The sequence below is a fragment of the Arenibacter flavimaris genome (assembly GCF_030291335.1).
GTDB lineage: Bacteria > Bacteroidota > Bacteroidia > Flavobacteriales > Flavobacteriaceae > Arenibacter.
Map to the genome: position 1 here is coordinate 1 of NZ_JASWIM010000061.1, position 15,779 is coordinate 15,779.

Sequence of the window (15,779 nt, forward strand, 5' to 3'; positions counted from 1 at the left end):
TGAATCATTAAGAAAAGGAACTTTAAAGAGTATATAAACCTAAATTTTTTTTATAATTGTAAGATCTTTCAAAGTGGCGCAATTTGACCGAAAATGGTGGCGTCATAACTCCGAAATAGCCAATCCGACCAATACGTTGGTTTCTGTTAAGAAGATAGGTGCAGAATTTTTGATAATAGTAGGTTCTGTTATCTATTTTGTTTTCAGAAGTTACAACCTGAATCGAATCGGTTACTATTGGTTTTTCATTCCCAATACTATTTGATAATGGAATGAAATAATTGAGCTTTGATAGCTGCTTTTTATATCTTACAATATACGAAAAAATTGCGCCATTTCTATTGACTACCAGTAGATTACTTTCTTTCCCAGGCTTTGCCTGAAGTAATCCGAAATACTGTTCTTTTTCACGATTGTAGGTAAAAACAAAATTATCTGAACCGGTTATACCCTGTCTTATGGGTTCTGGGAAAAATAGTGCGACATTTTTAGTGTCGTTCGCGTAAATTGTGTCTAGTACCGTGCTTGTTTGCGCTTTAGCAAAAGTAGAAATCAATGATATCAATATTAAAAATAGGGTTCTCATAATTTTGGTTTTAGAATTAATTTGTAGTTGTTAAGTACAGTTGCCTTTACGCTTCTATTACGACGTCTAAATACCTGTGTAATTCCGCCCACTTGTGGAACAGTCGGAATATTGATATCGCCTATAACATCATCCAAAACTTCAGTAGTAGCTTCCGCCCTGAAATTGTTTTGCACATAGATACCTTCGCTACCATCTAATAAATCGAAAGCTTTAAGTTTGGTTGGATGATGCTTTATGTTTTCAATCTCAATTAAAGCACGATTTGGCTGAAAACTGATAAACCCAAAAACGGGTGTGTTCTTTTGCATCAGCTTACCATTTATAGTTGCCGATTTGATAAGGCGCATTCGTAATCGGGTGTTCGCTTTAACAATCTGGTCGCCATCCACAACCACGTAAATAGTTTCATCTGTATTGCCTATAATGGAAACTTCATTGGGTTTAGGCGAAGCAGCAAAGAACAGTTGATGTTCCAGCCCTAATTCTTTGGCTTCAATTTTTTGTTCTCGCTTTATTTCAGCAGAATCAATTTTCTGGGTATTGTTTTGAACAACTTTCTTTTGTCCAAAATTTTGATATCGTTTTTCCGAATATTGAATTTTACCAGCGTCATAAATACTATCTACAATGCGTTCTTTTTCCCGTTCCGGAAGGTCTGGGTCATAAAAGCCCAAGGAATCAATTAGTTTTTCATCATAGATACTGGGTGCATTATTCTCACGCACTTCCTTCAAATCATTAATGGCATCTAATTTAGAATCATATTCCTTTTGATTTTCGTCCAAATCGGGAATCAAGGTCTGTTCAAGGTTTTCATTCTCATTTTCGTCATCGCCCATAACCATCATAGAATAGGAAATCAGGAATATGAAAATCACGACCAATACCGCTGCAAAAACTATTTTATTCTTTTCTACTTTCATAATAGTGGTTTTTAAATGCCGATTATCGGCTCAATTTTCATCGTTTAATTTTTTTAAGGTGTTCTCGAAATAGTTTGTGATTAACAAACCGTGTGGGTTGTTTGGAAAGTTTCTGTCAACAGGAATTAAGTTTCCGCTAGAAACGAGTTCGTAGGTATCTATTATCGAACCTCTATTAATTTCAAAGACGGTAACCGTTCTAAATACGTATGTTCCGTTTTGTTCTTCGATTCGTGAGTCTATGCTCAGTACTTTCTGTACTAGCGAATATTGAAGCAAACGGTTATAGACACCATCCGCTTTTTTCTGTCGATATAGATTGTCCACGGAACTATTACCTAACCAAAGTGCCTTTTCTAAATTACGTTCGTAATTACTGGCATCGATATTATAGAAGTAGTTATGGAACAGGTCTAAATGAGCTAACGCTTCTACCTTGAAGTTTTCTTTTTGGGTTACGAGCTTCAGGGGAATAATACTTCCATCCGTGTTAATGGCAAAGGCACTATTAAGAGCTTCTTTATTCGTCTTAAATGCCATCCAAAGTGAAAAGGTGCTGCATAACATTGCAAAAATGACAACTGCCAACACGATGAATCTGTTCAACTTTAAGACGTTGTATATGTTCTTGTATGGTGTTTTCATAGTTTTATTTTTAATCTGCCTTAGGCAGTAAACAATCTGAGGGTAAATGATGTGGCACGTTTATACAATTTGAACTTTAGGAAGACAATGAAAAATACCGACCCTAACTGTACAACAGGTGCAAAAAAGCCCTGACCAACATCTGTCCCAAATAGGTTCGTCCAGAAATTTGTATTGATTTCGGTGTAGAGTGCATTTACAAATACATTAACCAAAAAGAAGGCTGGTACTAACATATAGACCGCAGCGTATAATTTAAAAAAGGTATAGGCAAGCGAACGGAATTTTTCAAAAACCGCGAGACTAATGACCAGCGGAAAAAAGGCCTGCATTATACCCAATAAAAAATAACGTTCTGCGAGGAATAGCGGGTAGATAAACAAGTCCAAAATCCAGAGGATAAGGCTTATGATAAATGCAAAGATTTTAAATCCATAGAGTGGCGTAACCAGAGCTTCGTACAATAATGCCATTGCTGCCTGAGCGGCCTCTAAAAAATTAATTTCCTCTTCGATAGGAATATCCTGCATCTGTAAAGGCAATAAGGCGGGTGCTGTACCACGATATTGGGCTTCAATAGAAACCAAGATGCCATCAAAGAAGCCAAGTACTTGTGTCGAGAATATGACTAGAATAACTATTGCAAAATTCTTCATCAATTCCCCAGGACTCAATCCCCAAGTGTAACCATCCTTATCCGCAATACCTTCATTATATTTCTTTAGGATATTGACCAGAAAGAACAATACAGCAAGCGTTTTCATTCCTGCAATGGTATATTGCGAAAAGCTGCTATTCTGTATGGTTTGAAATACCGCATCAACGTATTCCAGTCCAATCCCTAAAAGTATGGCTGCGGTCATTATTAGTATTCTGTTTCTCGGTTATTAATTTTGTCCTGCATTTTTCTGAAGGATATAATATCCTTGTAGCGTTTCGTTTTTGTTTGAATGTTTGAAACCATTTGCTTTGATTCCAGCTCTTTTTCCTTTAAAACTTCAGCACGTTCAGCATCCGACATTTTTAGATTATCGCTAGATAAGATTTCGCCCATAAAGTCAACGGTGTCCAAAGAGTTTTGGACTATGGCATCAAATGATTCCGCAACCCGTGTAACTTCCTCGGGTTTGATGTAAGGCGAGTTTAAAATATCCTGTAAGTCGTTTTGCATTACATTGATAAGGCGTTGATTGTTGGCTGCTATTTCTTCAACTGCCCTAAGTTGTTGGACAACACTTGATACTTTCTCGATTGCCTCTTTCGCATCTTTTAGGAATTTTACAGACTTAATCATTTGAGCTGTCTGCTTACCTGATTCTACAAGTTGCTTTACCAAACTGATAAAATTTGTGTTATCATAAGTTGGCATTCCCTGAGCGGTTGCACCACTAGGCAATAAAATGGCAATCGTGAAGATTAGCCCGAATACGAATGTTTTGATTTTTGTCTTCATAATATTATGTTTTAGATGTGAATTGAATTATTGCTTTTTCCATATTATGATGCTCGTTGTAGAGCTTCATTATTTCCTCGTTTTCTTGTCCATCAGTTAGGTATGCTGCATATACTTCCTTTGGAACTTCAAGCCGAAAAATGTTGCTTTCCTTTCCTATTTTGATAAACATTTCGGTGTATTTCCGTGGACCAGAAAGATTATTCTTAATGGATTTTAATTGGTTCAGGTCGTGGCTTGATAGATTGAGTCTTTTGACTAATTCATCATAGCCTTTTTCATTGTTGAGGCTATAGACAACTTGCGTATTTTCTATTATGCTGGCTGATGTTGAATTATTGGGAAGCTGATTAATGGATTGAAGAATAATCCCAATCGCACCATTCTGTTTACGAATGGCTTGATAGTAGAATTCAACACTTTCCAGTACGTTTTCGAACTTCAGTTGCTTTGCAAACTCATCGAAAAGGATAATGCCTTTTTCAGCTCTGTTTTTCCAAATCGTTCTTTGGATGGCTGACTTAATCAGCTTCAACATAACGGACAGGATTTCCTTGTTATCCTTTACTTCATCCAGCTCAAAAACAATCAATCGTTTGTCTTCGATTTTATAGGTCTGGTCTTCACTTACTTCAAAAAGGAAGCTGTATAGACCATCGCCGACATATTCGGACATTACGTGCAAGAAGCTTGTAATATTGAAGTAGTCGGGATGGATTTTTAAGGTGTCCAGAAGGTCTTTCTGATTCCTCTCTATAAAGTTGTAGAAACCATCCAAGGAATGATTTTCTGAAGTGTTATTGTAATAATGTCGCAATATTTTTTTGACCGAAACCGATTGTGCTTTGGTCACTTTTAAATCTGAAGCAAACAATTCAAACAGGAAAACGGACAAGTCTTCCAAACGTTCTGGTGTTAGGTCATTTTTATCACTTATATAAAAAGGATTGATACCTAAGTTTTTGCCACTTTCATAGCGAAGCACAGTATATTTTTTGGGATAGAGTTTGGCAAATTTGGTGTAGGATCCACCAAGGTCAATTATGACCAGGCGGACACCACTTTCAAAATACTGGCGTAGAATGTTGTTTGCCAAAAAGGACTTGCCTTCGCCAGTAGGTGCAAAAATGGCAAAGTTTCGTGCCTTAATGCGCTTCTTGCGTTCGTCCCATACATCTTTAAGAACAGGAACATTATGTTCTCTATCATTAAAGATGATTCCGGTAGTATCAGAATTATAATTGGTGTTATTTATAAACAGGCATAAAGCATGTTTTAAATCGGTAACATATAAATCGTTATTTGAAAAGTTGGAAGAAAAACAGCAGTAACTATTTAGAATATAATTCTTGCGTTCTTCACCTCTAGGATAGTATGGAATGATGTCCAGTTCCTTGAATTCAGTTTTGATTTTTGAACCAATTCTGTCTAGCTCTCGGGCTTCCCGAGCCCAATAGATAATGTTTAAGTGACCACGAATAATACGGGCATTATCATCCGCATTGATTTGGTCTAGTATGTGCTGAATTTTACCGAGGACTACTTTATTCTGCGAACCAAAGTTGGAACTTTTATTAAGTTCTTCAATTTTCTTATCCAGTAGCTTGCGCCACTTCTGTTTGTCATCCAGATAAAGGATTTGATTGACAATATGATTTTCATTAAGCGTAAGCCCTAGACCATCAATAAACCCTTGATGAAATACAAAATCGTCAGAAGTGAATTTCTCATTGGTCTTGCTACTCTGTACACTTTCGCCAAAGCACAGTTCGCTATTGATAGCCAGGGCATCAAAATGGTTTTCGCCAATATTGACGCTTTTTTTATCTAATATGATATCGGTGTCAAATCCATCATTAAAACCGTTGAAATATCCATTTGTGAGTTGCTGAATCTCTTCCGCTTTAAGCGAAATAAACTTCATTTTTCGGCTATTATTTATAAAGGAAACTGAATCACTAACAGCCCCGATGAAGCTCTTAACATTGTCATCCAATTGTTGAACAATTCCTTTGGAAACTTTACGAAAAGGATTGACATATTTAGAATTATTCAGCGCTTTGTTTTTAGTAAGTGTAAAGAATAAAAAGCAACGATGTTCCATATACTCACGCCCTTTAAAGTGGTCGTGTGTTGCTTTTTCCAAAAACGTTGTATTTGGAAGTGCTTCTGAAGTGTATGTCTTTTTAAGGTAGATATCCTGTTTTTGGACTACCGTACCAATAGGCAATGATTTCAAGGCCTGAAACCAAGCACCGTGTATGTCTTCGAAGTCTTTTTCGGAAAGGGAATAAATTTCTGGTAGCGTTCCTTCATAGCAAAGGACGACATTACCATTATTGGCAAATATGATATTATCTTGAATATCTGTAATTGGTTGATATGCTGAAAGATTAATCTTGTTCATAATCGAAGCCCGAGTTTCTTTTGTTACTTATTATTCTTGGGAAGGCTTTAGCCATCTGAAAGATTTGTGGGTTATGTGTTATTCTCGTGAGAGCTACATATAAAGCAGCATTAAAAACGAGTATGCCGATGATTATCCCGAAGCTGAAAGAGAAGATGATGATGAGTAGCGAAGCTAAAATGGAAACCATCATTAGCGCAAACAGGGAAATAGGCAGCCCAAAAATGACCGCCCTTTTCCTAATGTTTTTATAGACCTCGTATTTCTTCATACAGCTATTCTAATAAAGCCTTCGATGAGGGTTCATTTATACTACGATGCCTATTAGGTATGTGAAGATGCCGACAACTGCGCCAGCAATCAAAACAAACACAAGCACTCTGGTAATCCCTTTTTTAAGGTCTGCATTTTCCCCAAAGAAATGCCCTGCATTAAACAGAAAGCCAACTAGGAAAATGACACCCAATAAAATTGGAAAAATGGTTCTGATGGTGTCGCCAACATCATTAACTGAATCTTCTATGCCACCAATTTGAGCGAAAAGTGAAGTGGATAAGAGCGAAAGAACTGATGCTAAATAGTGTGATTTTTTCATAATAAAATTGTTTAGATTTTCGTGTTGTTTTCGTTGTTAGAAATTTACATATATTTGTTTATAAATAACTGATAATCAAATATTTGTGAATAAAATATTATTTGAAATCAATTGAATTTAATTGTTATTATTTGGCATCAAATTCTATGAATTTTTGTAGAGAAGTTGTTGATAACCCGAAAATTAAAAATGAAAAAAGTGCTCAAAAACGTCAGTTTTGTCTTTTTGCTTCTAAAAATGTGTATCGTTTTTGGACAAGAAAAGAGTGCTCAAAAACGAATTATAATTGACGTTGGACACGGTGGAAAAGATACTGGTGCAATAGGTATAAATAAAGTTCAAGAAAAGGATGTTGTATTGGATATTGCGAATGCCATTTTGAAGCTAAATAATGAATTAGATATGCCTCTGGATATTTATTTAACCAGATATAGTGATACACTAATTTCACTATTGGATAGAACCAAGCTGGCCAAAGCTCTAAAAGTTGATTTGTTTGTCTCTCTACATTGTAATCATTCAGATAATCCAGATGCAAGAGGGATAGAAGTTTATGCTTCACAAAAGGAAACAAATTATTCTAAAGAATCTATTTATATAGGTTATCAATTTGAAAAAGCACTTTGCAAAGCTATAGGATATGAAAGTAGAGGTGTTAAGTTTGCGAACTTTCAGGTGTTGCGTGAAACTATTGACTATTGTACTTCGGTTCTTTTGGAACTGGGTTTTTTGAGTAATAGGGATGAAAGCAGTTATATTTCTGCTTCTAAGAATATCAAATTAATTGCCTTAGCCATTTTATTATCTATTAAAAACTAATACTATTATGAAAGATATATTTTTAGAGTTGACAAAAAGTTTAAAAGCTATTGTACTACAATTTATTGCAGAAGTAGTTTTATTATATAAGTCTTTTAGAAACTAGACTACTGCCATTTGTTTCTAGCAGTTCTATTAATCAAATAATTGCTATATTAAATATTATATATTTAAGTGTTTGCTTAAATAATAAAATAATGTAACTTTGCTTTATGGACAATAATTCTTGCATAAGACAACAAGCCGATTTAGAACAAATTAATCGTTGCAAAGACACGGTTTCGGAATTAAACGAATCGTTCGACTATTTGGCGAATGGACTTTCATTAGTTGGGAATAGCGTAAGACTTAAAATACTATACCTACTCTTTGAAGAAGATAGGCTTTGCGTTTGTGATTTAAGTGATATTCTTGGAATGAATATTTCGGCCATTTCCCAGCATTTGAGAAAAATGAAAGACCGAAATCTATTAGAAACCGATAGAGAAGCCCAAACGATTTATTACTCATTGACCGCTGAATATGAAAAACTACTCAATCCGTTTTTCGCAATACTTGATAAGAACAAAGTTTTAGAAGCAATATGAAAAGTGAAAATAAATTAATTGGAGCAGGCTTGCTAACTGCAATTACAGCTTCCTTATGCTGTATTACGCCTGTTTTGGCTCTTATCGCAGGAACAAGTGGGATTGCTTCAACATTCTCTTGGATAGAACCTTTTAGACCTTACCTAATCGGGCTTACAATTTTAGTTCTTTGTTTTGCCTGGTATCAAATGCTAAAGCCTAAAAAGGAAATCGATTGTGAATGTGAGACAGACGAAAAACCAAAATTCACACAGTCCAAAACTTTTTTAGGAATTATAACTGTATTTGCAATAGTAATGTTGGCATTTCCATACTATTCAGGAATTTTTTACCCAGACACGGCAAAACACATTATCGTAGTAGATAAATCGGATATTAAAACAACTGAATTTAAAATTAGTGGAATGACCTGTGCGGGTTGTGAGGAACACGTAAACCACGAAGTAAATAAACTCAGCGGAATCGTGAGCTCAAAAGCATCATACGAAAGTGGAAATGCAATCATTGAATTTGATAAAACCAAGACCAATGAAGCGGAAATTGAGAAAGCAATTAATTCTACAGGTTATAACGTGACCGACAAAAAAGAAAAATAATGGAAACTATATTGACATCTGAAATAACTTGCCCAAACTGCGGACATAAAAAAGTAGAAGAAATGCCAACGGAATCCTGTCAATTCTTTTATGAATGTGAGAGTTGCAAAACGGTTCTAAAACCAAATGAAGGAGATTGTTGTGTTTATTGTTCTTACGGAACTGTGCCTTGTCCGCCGATTCAAGAAAACAAAAGTTGTTGCTGAAAAGACAATACTCTAAAAAATGATATATTAGGAAAATGCAAACGGAAGAAGAAATCCTAAAAATAAAAAAAGTAAAAAACACCGCAGTACGAACGGTTGTTCTGCGCCATCTTTTAAGCCTAGAAAAAGCTCAATCATTAAAGGATATTGAAAATGCGCTGCCCTATACGGATAGAAGTTCTATTTTCAGAACACTAAAAACATTTGAGGAAAACAAAGTTATCCACAGCATTGAAGATGGCTCTGGAATGACCAAATATGCAGTTTGTGCGGAAGGCTGTAACTGCGACCCAAAAGATTTGCACTATCATTTTTATTGTACTAACTGCGACAAAACGTTTTGTCTTTTCGACGTTCCTATTCCCAATATTCAACTTCCAAAAAATTTCAAGTTGCAACAAGCAAATATGGTCGTGAAAGGCCTGTGCGACAACTGCAACAGATAATCTTTGCAATCGAGTTGCGGTAAATGCTAAATACATTTGCAATATTCTTAAAAACCAGAATAAGCAAATGAAAAAAGTATTTTTAAACACATTATTTTTAATGTTATCAATTATATCATTCGCACAAACGAGTGATATTTCCATTTCTGTGAGCGATGCCGAAACAGATGGGCCATTATTGGGAGCGACTGTATATTTTGAAGAATTAGAGAAAGGAGCAGTAACAGATTTTGACGGAATTGCCACATTTACAGAAATCCCAAATGGAAACCAAACCGTAAAAATTTCATATGTAGGTTTTAAAACCATTGAAACCACTATTGAGGTTGGCACAAAAAAAGAGTTCTCTTTCAAGCTCGAATCGGGAGGAAATGAATTGGATGAAGTCGTAATACAATCTTCAAGAAGTACACGAACTGTTAGAAAAATACCTACGAGAATAGAATTTATAGGTGCGGAAGAATTAGGCGAAAAAGCAGTAATGAATCCGACTAATATTTCAATGGTGCTTCGTGAAAGTACCGGAATACAAATGCAACAAACCTCGTTAAGTAGTGGAAACACCAATATTAGAATTCAAGGTCTCGATGGACGTTATACACAACTTTTAAGAGACGGATTTCCTTTGTATGGTGGATTTTCAAGTGGTTTGAGTATTTTACAAATTCCGCCTCTAGACCTACAACAATTTGAGATAATAAAAGGAAGTTCTTCTACACTTTATGGAGGAGGGGCTATTGCGGGTTTAATAAATATGGTATCAAAAACACCTGATGAAGAACCATCTTTGGATATTATGCTAACTCAAACACAAGCGTTGGGTAGTACAGCAAATGTCTTTTATAGTAAGCGAAATGAAAAATTTGGAGTTTCATTATACAGTTCTGGTCATTACCAAAAAGCGTATGACCCAGAAGATGATGGTTTCAGCAATCTACCAAAAACAACTTCGTTATCTTTTAACCCCAAATTCTTTTATTATCCTTCAGAAAAAACAACTTTTTGGATAGGTTTAAATGGAACTTATGACGACAGAATTGGTGGAGACATTACAAAAATTGAAAGTGGCGAAAATGGGATTCATCAATATACCGAAGAAAATCTTTCTAAAAGATTGAGCAGTCAGGCTGTTTACGAAACACAGATAGATTCGGTCAGTTCATTGAACATCAAGAATAGCATCTCATTTTTCGATAGAAAACTATCTATTACCGATTTCAGTTTTGACGGCAAACAAACCAATACATTCACAGAAATCAACTATCAAAAGGCATCCAAAAAAACCGATTGGATTTTTGGTGCAAATTTATACACATCTAATTTTGATGAAAATGATAATGCGACATTACAACGAGACCAATCAGACGTTACTTATGGAGCATTTGTAAACAACATTTACGACGTTTCAGATAGTTGGATTTTAGAAACAGGATTAAGAGCAGACTACAATACAGATTTCGGTTTTTTTCCACTTCCAAGAGTTTCCTTGCTTTACAAGAACGACAGCGGATTTTCGAGCAGAATTGGTGGTGGATTAGGTTATAAAATTCCAGATATTTTCACCGAAGAGGCGGAATATATCAGTTTTGAAAATGTACTTGCTATAGATAAATCTGCTTTAAAGGCAGAACGTTCCTATGGTGTCAATTTTGATGTGAATTACCAAACAAGGTTATTCGATGTGGTAGGTTTTAGTGTTAACCAACTCTTCTACGTTTCAGCTATTAACAACGGGCTATTATTAAATTCAACAGACGATGGATTTTTTATGTTTGAAAATGCAACCGATAAAATAATAAGCAAGGGAGCGGAAACCAATATTAAATTTACGTACAAGGATTTTAGATGGTTTTTAAACTATGCACTCATTGATACAAAGCTGAACTATTTGGCAGGAAATCCGCAAAAACCGCTCACAGCAAAACATAATGCAGGTAGCGTTTTAATGTACGAATCTGATAAATGGCGCATAGGTTATGAAACTTTTTACACAGGAAAGCAGTTTTTGTCTAATGGCACAGAAACCACGGATTTTATAACTATGGGATTGCTTTTAATGCGCAATTTCAAATGGGGAACAACCTTTGTAAATTTTGAAAACTTTACAGACAGAAGACAAAGTAGGTTTTCACCTTTGGTTTTGCCACCACACGACAATCCAGAATTTCCAGAAATTTATGCGCCTACGGACGGTTTTATTTTTAGTGTAGGAGTAATTATTAAACCTTTTGGAAACGAAGATGAAGACTAAAATGAACAAAACGGTATTTGAAATTAGCAAGATGGATTGTCCTTCCGAGGAAAACCTAATCCGAATGAAACTGGACGGAATTCCAGAAGTTAAAAACCTTGACTTCGACATCGCTAAACGAAAACTGACCGTTTTTCACAACGGACAGGCAGACCAAATTGAAAAGTCGATTGACGAATTGAAATTAGGAGGAAAGAAAATTTCAACAGAACAAACCCACGAAACGGATTTTGATGAAAAAACAAGCCAAAAAAGGTTACTTTGGATTGTTCTTGCAATTAATTTCGCCTTCTTCATTATTGAAATGACGACAGGACTGATTTCAAAATCAATGGGATTAGTTGCGGATAGTTTGGATATGCTTGCGGATAGTTTTGTTTATGGAATTAGCTTGTTTGCGGTTGGAGGAACGTTGATTAAGAAAAAACGCATTGCAAAATTAGCTGGATATTTTCAAATAACACTTGCAATTATTGGATTTGTGGAAGTGTTGAGAAGATTTTTCGGAGCCGATAGGCTTCCCGATTTTTCGACAATGATTATCGTTTCAATTTTTGCACTTATTGCGAACGGCTTGTGCCTTTATATTTTGCAAAAGTCCAAAAGCAAAGAAGAGGCACATATGAAAGCGAGTATGATTTTTACTTCTAATGATGTCATTATTAATTTAGGGGTTATAACCGCAGGAGTTTTGGTCAATTGGCTAAATTCTAATAAACCTGATTTGATTATCGGAACAATCGTATTTGTCTTGGTAATTCAAGGTGCTTTTAGAATTTTAAAACTTGGTAAGTAATTTATTCTACTTTCTCTTATCGCCAGCACCTTTATCAAAGGCAATTAGATTAAACAGTTCTCGCATTCTGCTGCGAACACGATTGCCATAACGTTCTTCTAATTCTTCAGCATTTAGGTTGGTGGTTGCGTGGGTTTTGATTTTTTGTTTGGTCTCAAGGTATAGCTCATATCGAGATAAAAGTACTTCGCCCATTACGTTCAGGTCTTTACCATAAAAACGTCCGGCGGGTTCAATACCTAAATCATCAAAACAGAAAAATTTAGTATTACCATATTCCTCAATGGTCTTAAAACCAAGATGGTTAAAACTAAAGGTTACGTTCCTACAAGGAATCATTTCATAAGGTCTTTGCATTGGCACAATATATCTCAGCAATTTCATTAAGCTGGTTTTACCACAACCAACTGGTCCGGAAAGTAGGATTCCTTTATCCATATCTATACCAAAGCTTTTGCAATTATCTTTATCCTTAATGAAGTAAGAGCAGAGCTTCAGAAGTATATCTCTATCTTCGTCATAAATCCTGAACTTTTCACCAAAAAGTAGTTTCCCTTTAGCATTCAAATAGATTAATATTTTTGGAAAATCATAAAATATACTTTTGCCATCAAATTTTCCTAGCGAATATTCTACGCCACCTTCGGTAATTTTAGAGGGGTTGTCCATAATCTTTGTTTTTAGTGGTTCGCAAGTTGTCCTTGATTTGGGACGCTTGTTTTTTGTTTGATTCGTTTTTTTCGTCGAATAATTCTGTTCTGTCCATCCAATTTGTGGCTAGAGCTCGCCAATCACGAATTGTTTGCCCATCGCTTGTTTGCCAGTTCCGAGTTTCATAGTGCTCAAAGAACTTTTTCCCCTCATCTGCATCAAAACTATTTTCTTCAAAAAAATCAATAACCGCCTGCCTGCCTTTTGGCTGTTTTTTATAGTTTTCTTGTTTAGTATTGTTTGTATTAGATACCAGTACTTGTCCATTTATGGGATGGTGCTGTCCCACAACTGGTTCACGTATGGGATAGTACTGTTCCGCAAGCTGTTCTAATGTGGGATTGTACCGTCCCATATCTGGTTCGTTACTTGTACCAATAATGGACATCTTGATTTTACTGCCTTTATAGGGATTGTTAGATGGGAAATAGGATAAGTAAAGCCACGAGTCCAAATCCGTAACGCAGCGGTGGTATGTGGATTTTGAGCCTATTTTAGCACAACGCATTAAATCTCTACGGTTCACATAAAACTCATCTGCAAAGCGACTACTGTTCCATTCTTGGAACAGCGCCATATACAGACTGATATGGGTAGGATTTAGGCGGTCATCAAAATAGAACTTTTCAAAAGCCGCATTAAGTAGCTTTATATAGTTCATTATTTAGGATTTTGAACCGTGCTCTACACGGTTTGAAGTCATTATATTTTGTATTTCCTCGGCATCGTAGTAGATAATACCACCAACTTTAGTGTAGGGCAAAGTGCCATTGATTCGAAGATTTTGTAAAGTACCTGGACTTACCTGAAGCAAATCCATAACCTCAGAAGATTTGAGGTATCTTTTGAGTTTTCCAGTAGTTTGTTTAGATAATAATTTTTTGATGTCATCGAGCAATTCCATTTTGAATTCCCGAAGGTCGTCTGTTGTAATAATACTTGTCGGCATAATAGAACGGTTTTTAAAGTAAGAGACTATCGCATCGTTGTCAATTAATTTGATAGCCTCTGACCTGATTTGACTTTCGTTCTACAAATTTGAATAGCTTTAATGGATTTTATTCCCCAGTACAACCGTACTACGGTTAAAATTTAACATTTTGAAATTTGATTTGTTTTAGTGCTGTTTTGTAGTGTTTCTGTAATTAAGAGACTCTTAAATTGTATCAAAATTTATGGAAAACAGGTGTGTAATATGATTACCGTAGGTCAACCGTAGTACGGTCTTATTTTAACAAATAAAAGAAGAAACAAACCAATAACTATTCCTCACTTTTGTCCATTTCCGAAAGAAGGGAAGTAGTTAGCTGGTCAAGAAACAATGTCCGGCTATTTTTCCTATTCTTCATGTCCTGATAGGTTTTATAGATTTTCTTTGGGGTAAAGTCGAATACCTCTTGCAAAATTTTAGATAATTTAATAATACTTAGACCTTTTTGTTTTGCAATTCCACTCGCGGATAATGCATAGAGAAGTTCTACCCAATCCGTATTAGTGAATGGCCAAGGAATTTTTTCTGTAGGTTTTATATTCACGCTATTGCCGTTCAATCTGTTTTTAATAGAATGTTTCTTTTGGTCCATATAGTTGATAAGAGAAATATACGCCTTGAACTTTCCCAAAAGCATATCTCGTGGTGTACAAAAATCTGGGTCTTGGAAATAGAATTTGGAAGTAGTAATATGGTAAGTATTAAGATGGGCTCTGGTATAGTAGGCTTTATCGAAGTGAGTTGCCCCGGATTTTACGTACTGGCCGAAGTCAATATTATAAAGGAAAAATCGATTTAATTTGTTAATCTTCTTTTTTACAAATTTTAACTGGGCAGTTCTGTCTGCTTTAGGAAATTGAATTTCGAAAGAATGAATCTCTGAAAAATATATGAGCTTGACCAATGGTATTTGTTTGATTTTCTTGAAGAAGACTATTTCTTTTTCGATACTTTCAAAGTCATTAACCAAAATGTTTCTTTTAAAAACGGTAAGCAAATTTCTACTTAACTCGATGGAACGATAGGATTGTTCCAAAATCGGTAGATTTTCGAGCCTTATCTCGTCTAAAGCTACGAGAAGGTTTTTGCCTAACGTTTCTAAATCCATTTGCAACCATAAATACAGTTAAGCCCAACAATATTTTGGGTATTCTTAGTTTCGGTGGGTTAGTTGTTGTTAGAATTCTTTAGTTAGTAAATGCGTAGAACAGGTACTTTAAAAAGTAGGAGTTTTTACGACAAGGGGCGGCTAAAGAACTAATGAAATGTAATAACATAATTTTGAAAGAAAGACATTTTATTCCGTAGATATATACGGAATAAGCCGTATATTCCTACGGTAATTGTTGTCAAGCTAGGAATAACGCTATTTAGACTTTTTTCGGTAGCGAGAAATAAATTGTCTTCTATTCTTTGCACCCGTTTTTTTGTAGATGTTAGAGGCGTGTTTGGATACGGTACTTTCTGCAATAAATAAATCCTTGGCGATTTGTTTATAACTAAGGTTACCGAGAATTGACAAGGTAATCTCTATTTCTCTTCTTGTCAAATTTTCATAAATAATTTTCACATCGGCTGAATTGATTGCCTGTTCTTTGCTCATTGCAAATACTTCATACATTTTAGTTTTATTTTCTAAAATAGTACTGATGCGTTAAAATTTAATCGCTAAATAAATTCATCTGTTCATTGACATTTTGATTTGATTTCGGTTCGGTGAGCAACTCCTGCAAAGGAGTCTTGTCTATGGCGGAGATACCTAAT

At 35.3% G+C, this 15,779-nt stretch carries 18 protein-coding genes and 1 pseudogene; 7 read left to right on the forward strand and 12 right to left on the reverse strand.

Annotated features, from left to right (window positions below; all coding sequences use genetic code 11):
* Positions 1-121 precede the first annotated feature (121 nt).
* The 7 genes and pseudogenes from QSE00_RS24280 to QSE00_RS24315 form a co-directional block, all read right to left on the reverse strand.
* Positions 122-586, reverse strand: a pseudogene (locus QSE00_RS24280) (DUF4138 domain-containing protein); the annotation flags it as partial.
* Positions 583-1,512 carry a conjugative transposon protein TraM gene (traM, locus tag QSE00_RS24285; protein ID WP_286107890.1) on the reverse strand — a complete coding sequence of 310 codons (930 nt, stop codon included), beginning with the start codon at positions 1,510-1,512 and terminating at the stop codon, positions 583-585. The pseudogene QSE00_RS24280 and the gene traM, both read right to left, overlap by 4 nt.
* A gap of 30 nt (positions 1,513-1,542) precedes the next feature.
* Positions 1,543-2,157: a conjugal transfer protein TraK gene (locus QSE00_RS24290; protein WP_246906224.1), complete on the reverse strand. Its 615-nt coding sequence runs from the start codon at positions 2,155-2,157 to the stop codon at positions 1,543-1,545.
* A gap of 20 nt (positions 2,158-2,177) precedes the next feature.
* Complete coding sequence (locus QSE00_RS24295) at positions 2,178-3,020, reverse strand: hypothetical protein (protein WP_246906222.1); 843 nt, start codon at positions 3,018-3,020, stop codon at positions 2,178-2,180.
* Positions 3,021-3,022: 2 nt separating this feature from the next.
* The gene (locus QSE00_RS24300) at positions 3,023-3,610 is read right to left on the reverse strand and encodes a conjugal transfer protein (RefSeq protein WP_246906218.1); all 588 of its coding nucleotides are present in this window, start codon (positions 3,608-3,610) and stop codon (positions 3,023-3,025) included.
* Positions 3,611-3,614: 4 nt separating this feature from the next.
* Complete coding sequence (locus QSE00_RS24305; protein ID WP_286107891.1) at positions 3,615-6,017, reverse strand: TraG family conjugative transposon ATPase; 2,403 nt, start codon at positions 6,015-6,017, stop codon at positions 3,615-3,617.
* 307 nt (positions 6,018-6,324) lie between these two features.
* Positions 6,325-6,612: a hypothetical protein gene (locus tag QSE00_RS24315; protein WP_089369763.1), complete on the reverse strand. Its 288-nt coding sequence runs from the start codon at positions 6,610-6,612 to the stop codon at positions 6,325-6,327.
* Positions 6,613-6,801: 189 nt separating this feature from the next.
* Here QSE00_RS24315 and QSE00_RS24320 point away from each other — a divergent pair, with 189 nt between their 5' ends.
* The 7 genes from QSE00_RS24320 (at position 6,802) to QSE00_RS24350 (ending at position 12,313) form a co-directional block, all read left to right on the forward strand.
* Entirely contained in the window at positions 6,802-7,431 is a 630-nt protein-coding gene (locus tag QSE00_RS24320; RefSeq protein WP_246906211.1) for an N-acetylmuramoyl-L-alanine amidase family protein, read from the forward strand.
* 212 nt (positions 7,432-7,643) lie between these two features.
* Entirely contained in the window at positions 7,644-8,018 is a 375-nt protein-coding gene (locus QSE00_RS24325; RefSeq protein WP_246906207.1) for an ArsR/SmtB family transcription factor, read from the forward strand.
* The gene (merTP, locus tag QSE00_RS24330; protein ID WP_073240406.1) at positions 8,015-8,614 is read left to right on the forward strand and encodes a mercuric transport protein MerTP; all 600 of its coding nucleotides are present in this window, start codon (positions 8,015-8,017) and stop codon (positions 8,612-8,614) included. The genes QSE00_RS24325 and merTP overlap by 4 nt, the downstream gene beginning before the upstream one ends.
* Complete coding sequence (locus QSE00_RS24335; RefSeq protein ID WP_073240407.1) at positions 8,614-8,820, forward strand: GDCCVxC domain-containing (seleno)protein; 207 nt, start codon at positions 8,614-8,616, stop codon at positions 8,818-8,820. Before merTP ends, QSE00_RS24335 begins: the two co-directional genes overlap by 1 nt.
* Positions 8,821-8,855: 35 nt before the next feature.
* Positions 8,856-9,266, forward strand: a complete 411-nt coding sequence (locus tag QSE00_RS24340; protein WP_246906203.1) for a Fur family transcriptional regulator — start codon at positions 8,856-8,858, stop codon at positions 9,264-9,266.
* Positions 9,267-9,333: 67 nt separating this feature from the next.
* Positions 9,334-11,517: a TonB-dependent receptor gene (locus QSE00_RS24345; RefSeq protein ID WP_246906198.1), complete on the forward strand. Its 2,184-nt coding sequence runs from the start codon at positions 9,334-9,336 to the stop codon at positions 11,515-11,517.
* Between the two features lies 1 nt (position 11,518).
* The gene (locus QSE00_RS24350; RefSeq protein WP_246906194.1) at positions 11,519-12,313 is read left to right on the forward strand and encodes a cation transporter; all 795 of its coding nucleotides are present in this window, start codon (positions 11,519-11,521) and stop codon (positions 12,311-12,313) included.
* A 6-nt stretch (positions 12,314-12,319) separates the two neighbouring features.
* Here QSE00_RS24350 and QSE00_RS24355 read toward each other — a convergent pair whose 3' ends face one another.
* The 5 genes from QSE00_RS24355 to QSE00_RS24375 all read right to left on the reverse strand — a co-directional run bounded on the left by QSE00_RS24355 (position 12,320) and on the right by QSE00_RS24375 (position 15,636).
* On the reverse strand, positions 12,320-12,982 hold the full coding sequence (locus QSE00_RS24355; RefSeq protein WP_246906193.1) for a P-loop NTPase family protein: 663 nt from the start codon (positions 12,980-12,982) through the stop codon (positions 12,320-12,322).
* Positions 12,966-13,685 (reverse strand): hypothetical protein, encoded by a 720-nt coding sequence (locus tag QSE00_RS24360; RefSeq protein ID WP_286107892.1) that lies wholly within the window; start codon positions 13,683-13,685, stop codon positions 12,966-12,968. The genes QSE00_RS24355 and QSE00_RS24360 overlap by 17 nt, the downstream gene beginning before the upstream one ends.
* Before the next feature lie 3 nt (positions 13,686-13,688).
* Complete coding sequence (locus QSE00_RS24365; RefSeq protein WP_246906187.1) at positions 13,689-13,973, reverse strand: helix-turn-helix domain-containing protein; 285 nt, start codon at positions 13,971-13,973, stop codon at positions 13,689-13,691.
* Between the two features lie 313 nt (positions 13,974-14,286).
* A complete protein-coding gene (locus QSE00_RS24370) occupies positions 14,287-15,123 on the reverse strand; it encodes an RteC domain-containing protein (protein ID WP_286107893.1) in 837 nt (278 codons plus the stop codon).
* 258 nt (positions 15,124-15,381) lie between these two features.
* Entirely contained in the window at positions 15,382-15,636 is a 255-nt protein-coding gene (locus QSE00_RS24375; RefSeq protein WP_286107894.1) for a helix-turn-helix transcriptional regulator, read from the reverse strand.
* Positions 15,637-15,779 lie beyond the last annotated feature (143 nt).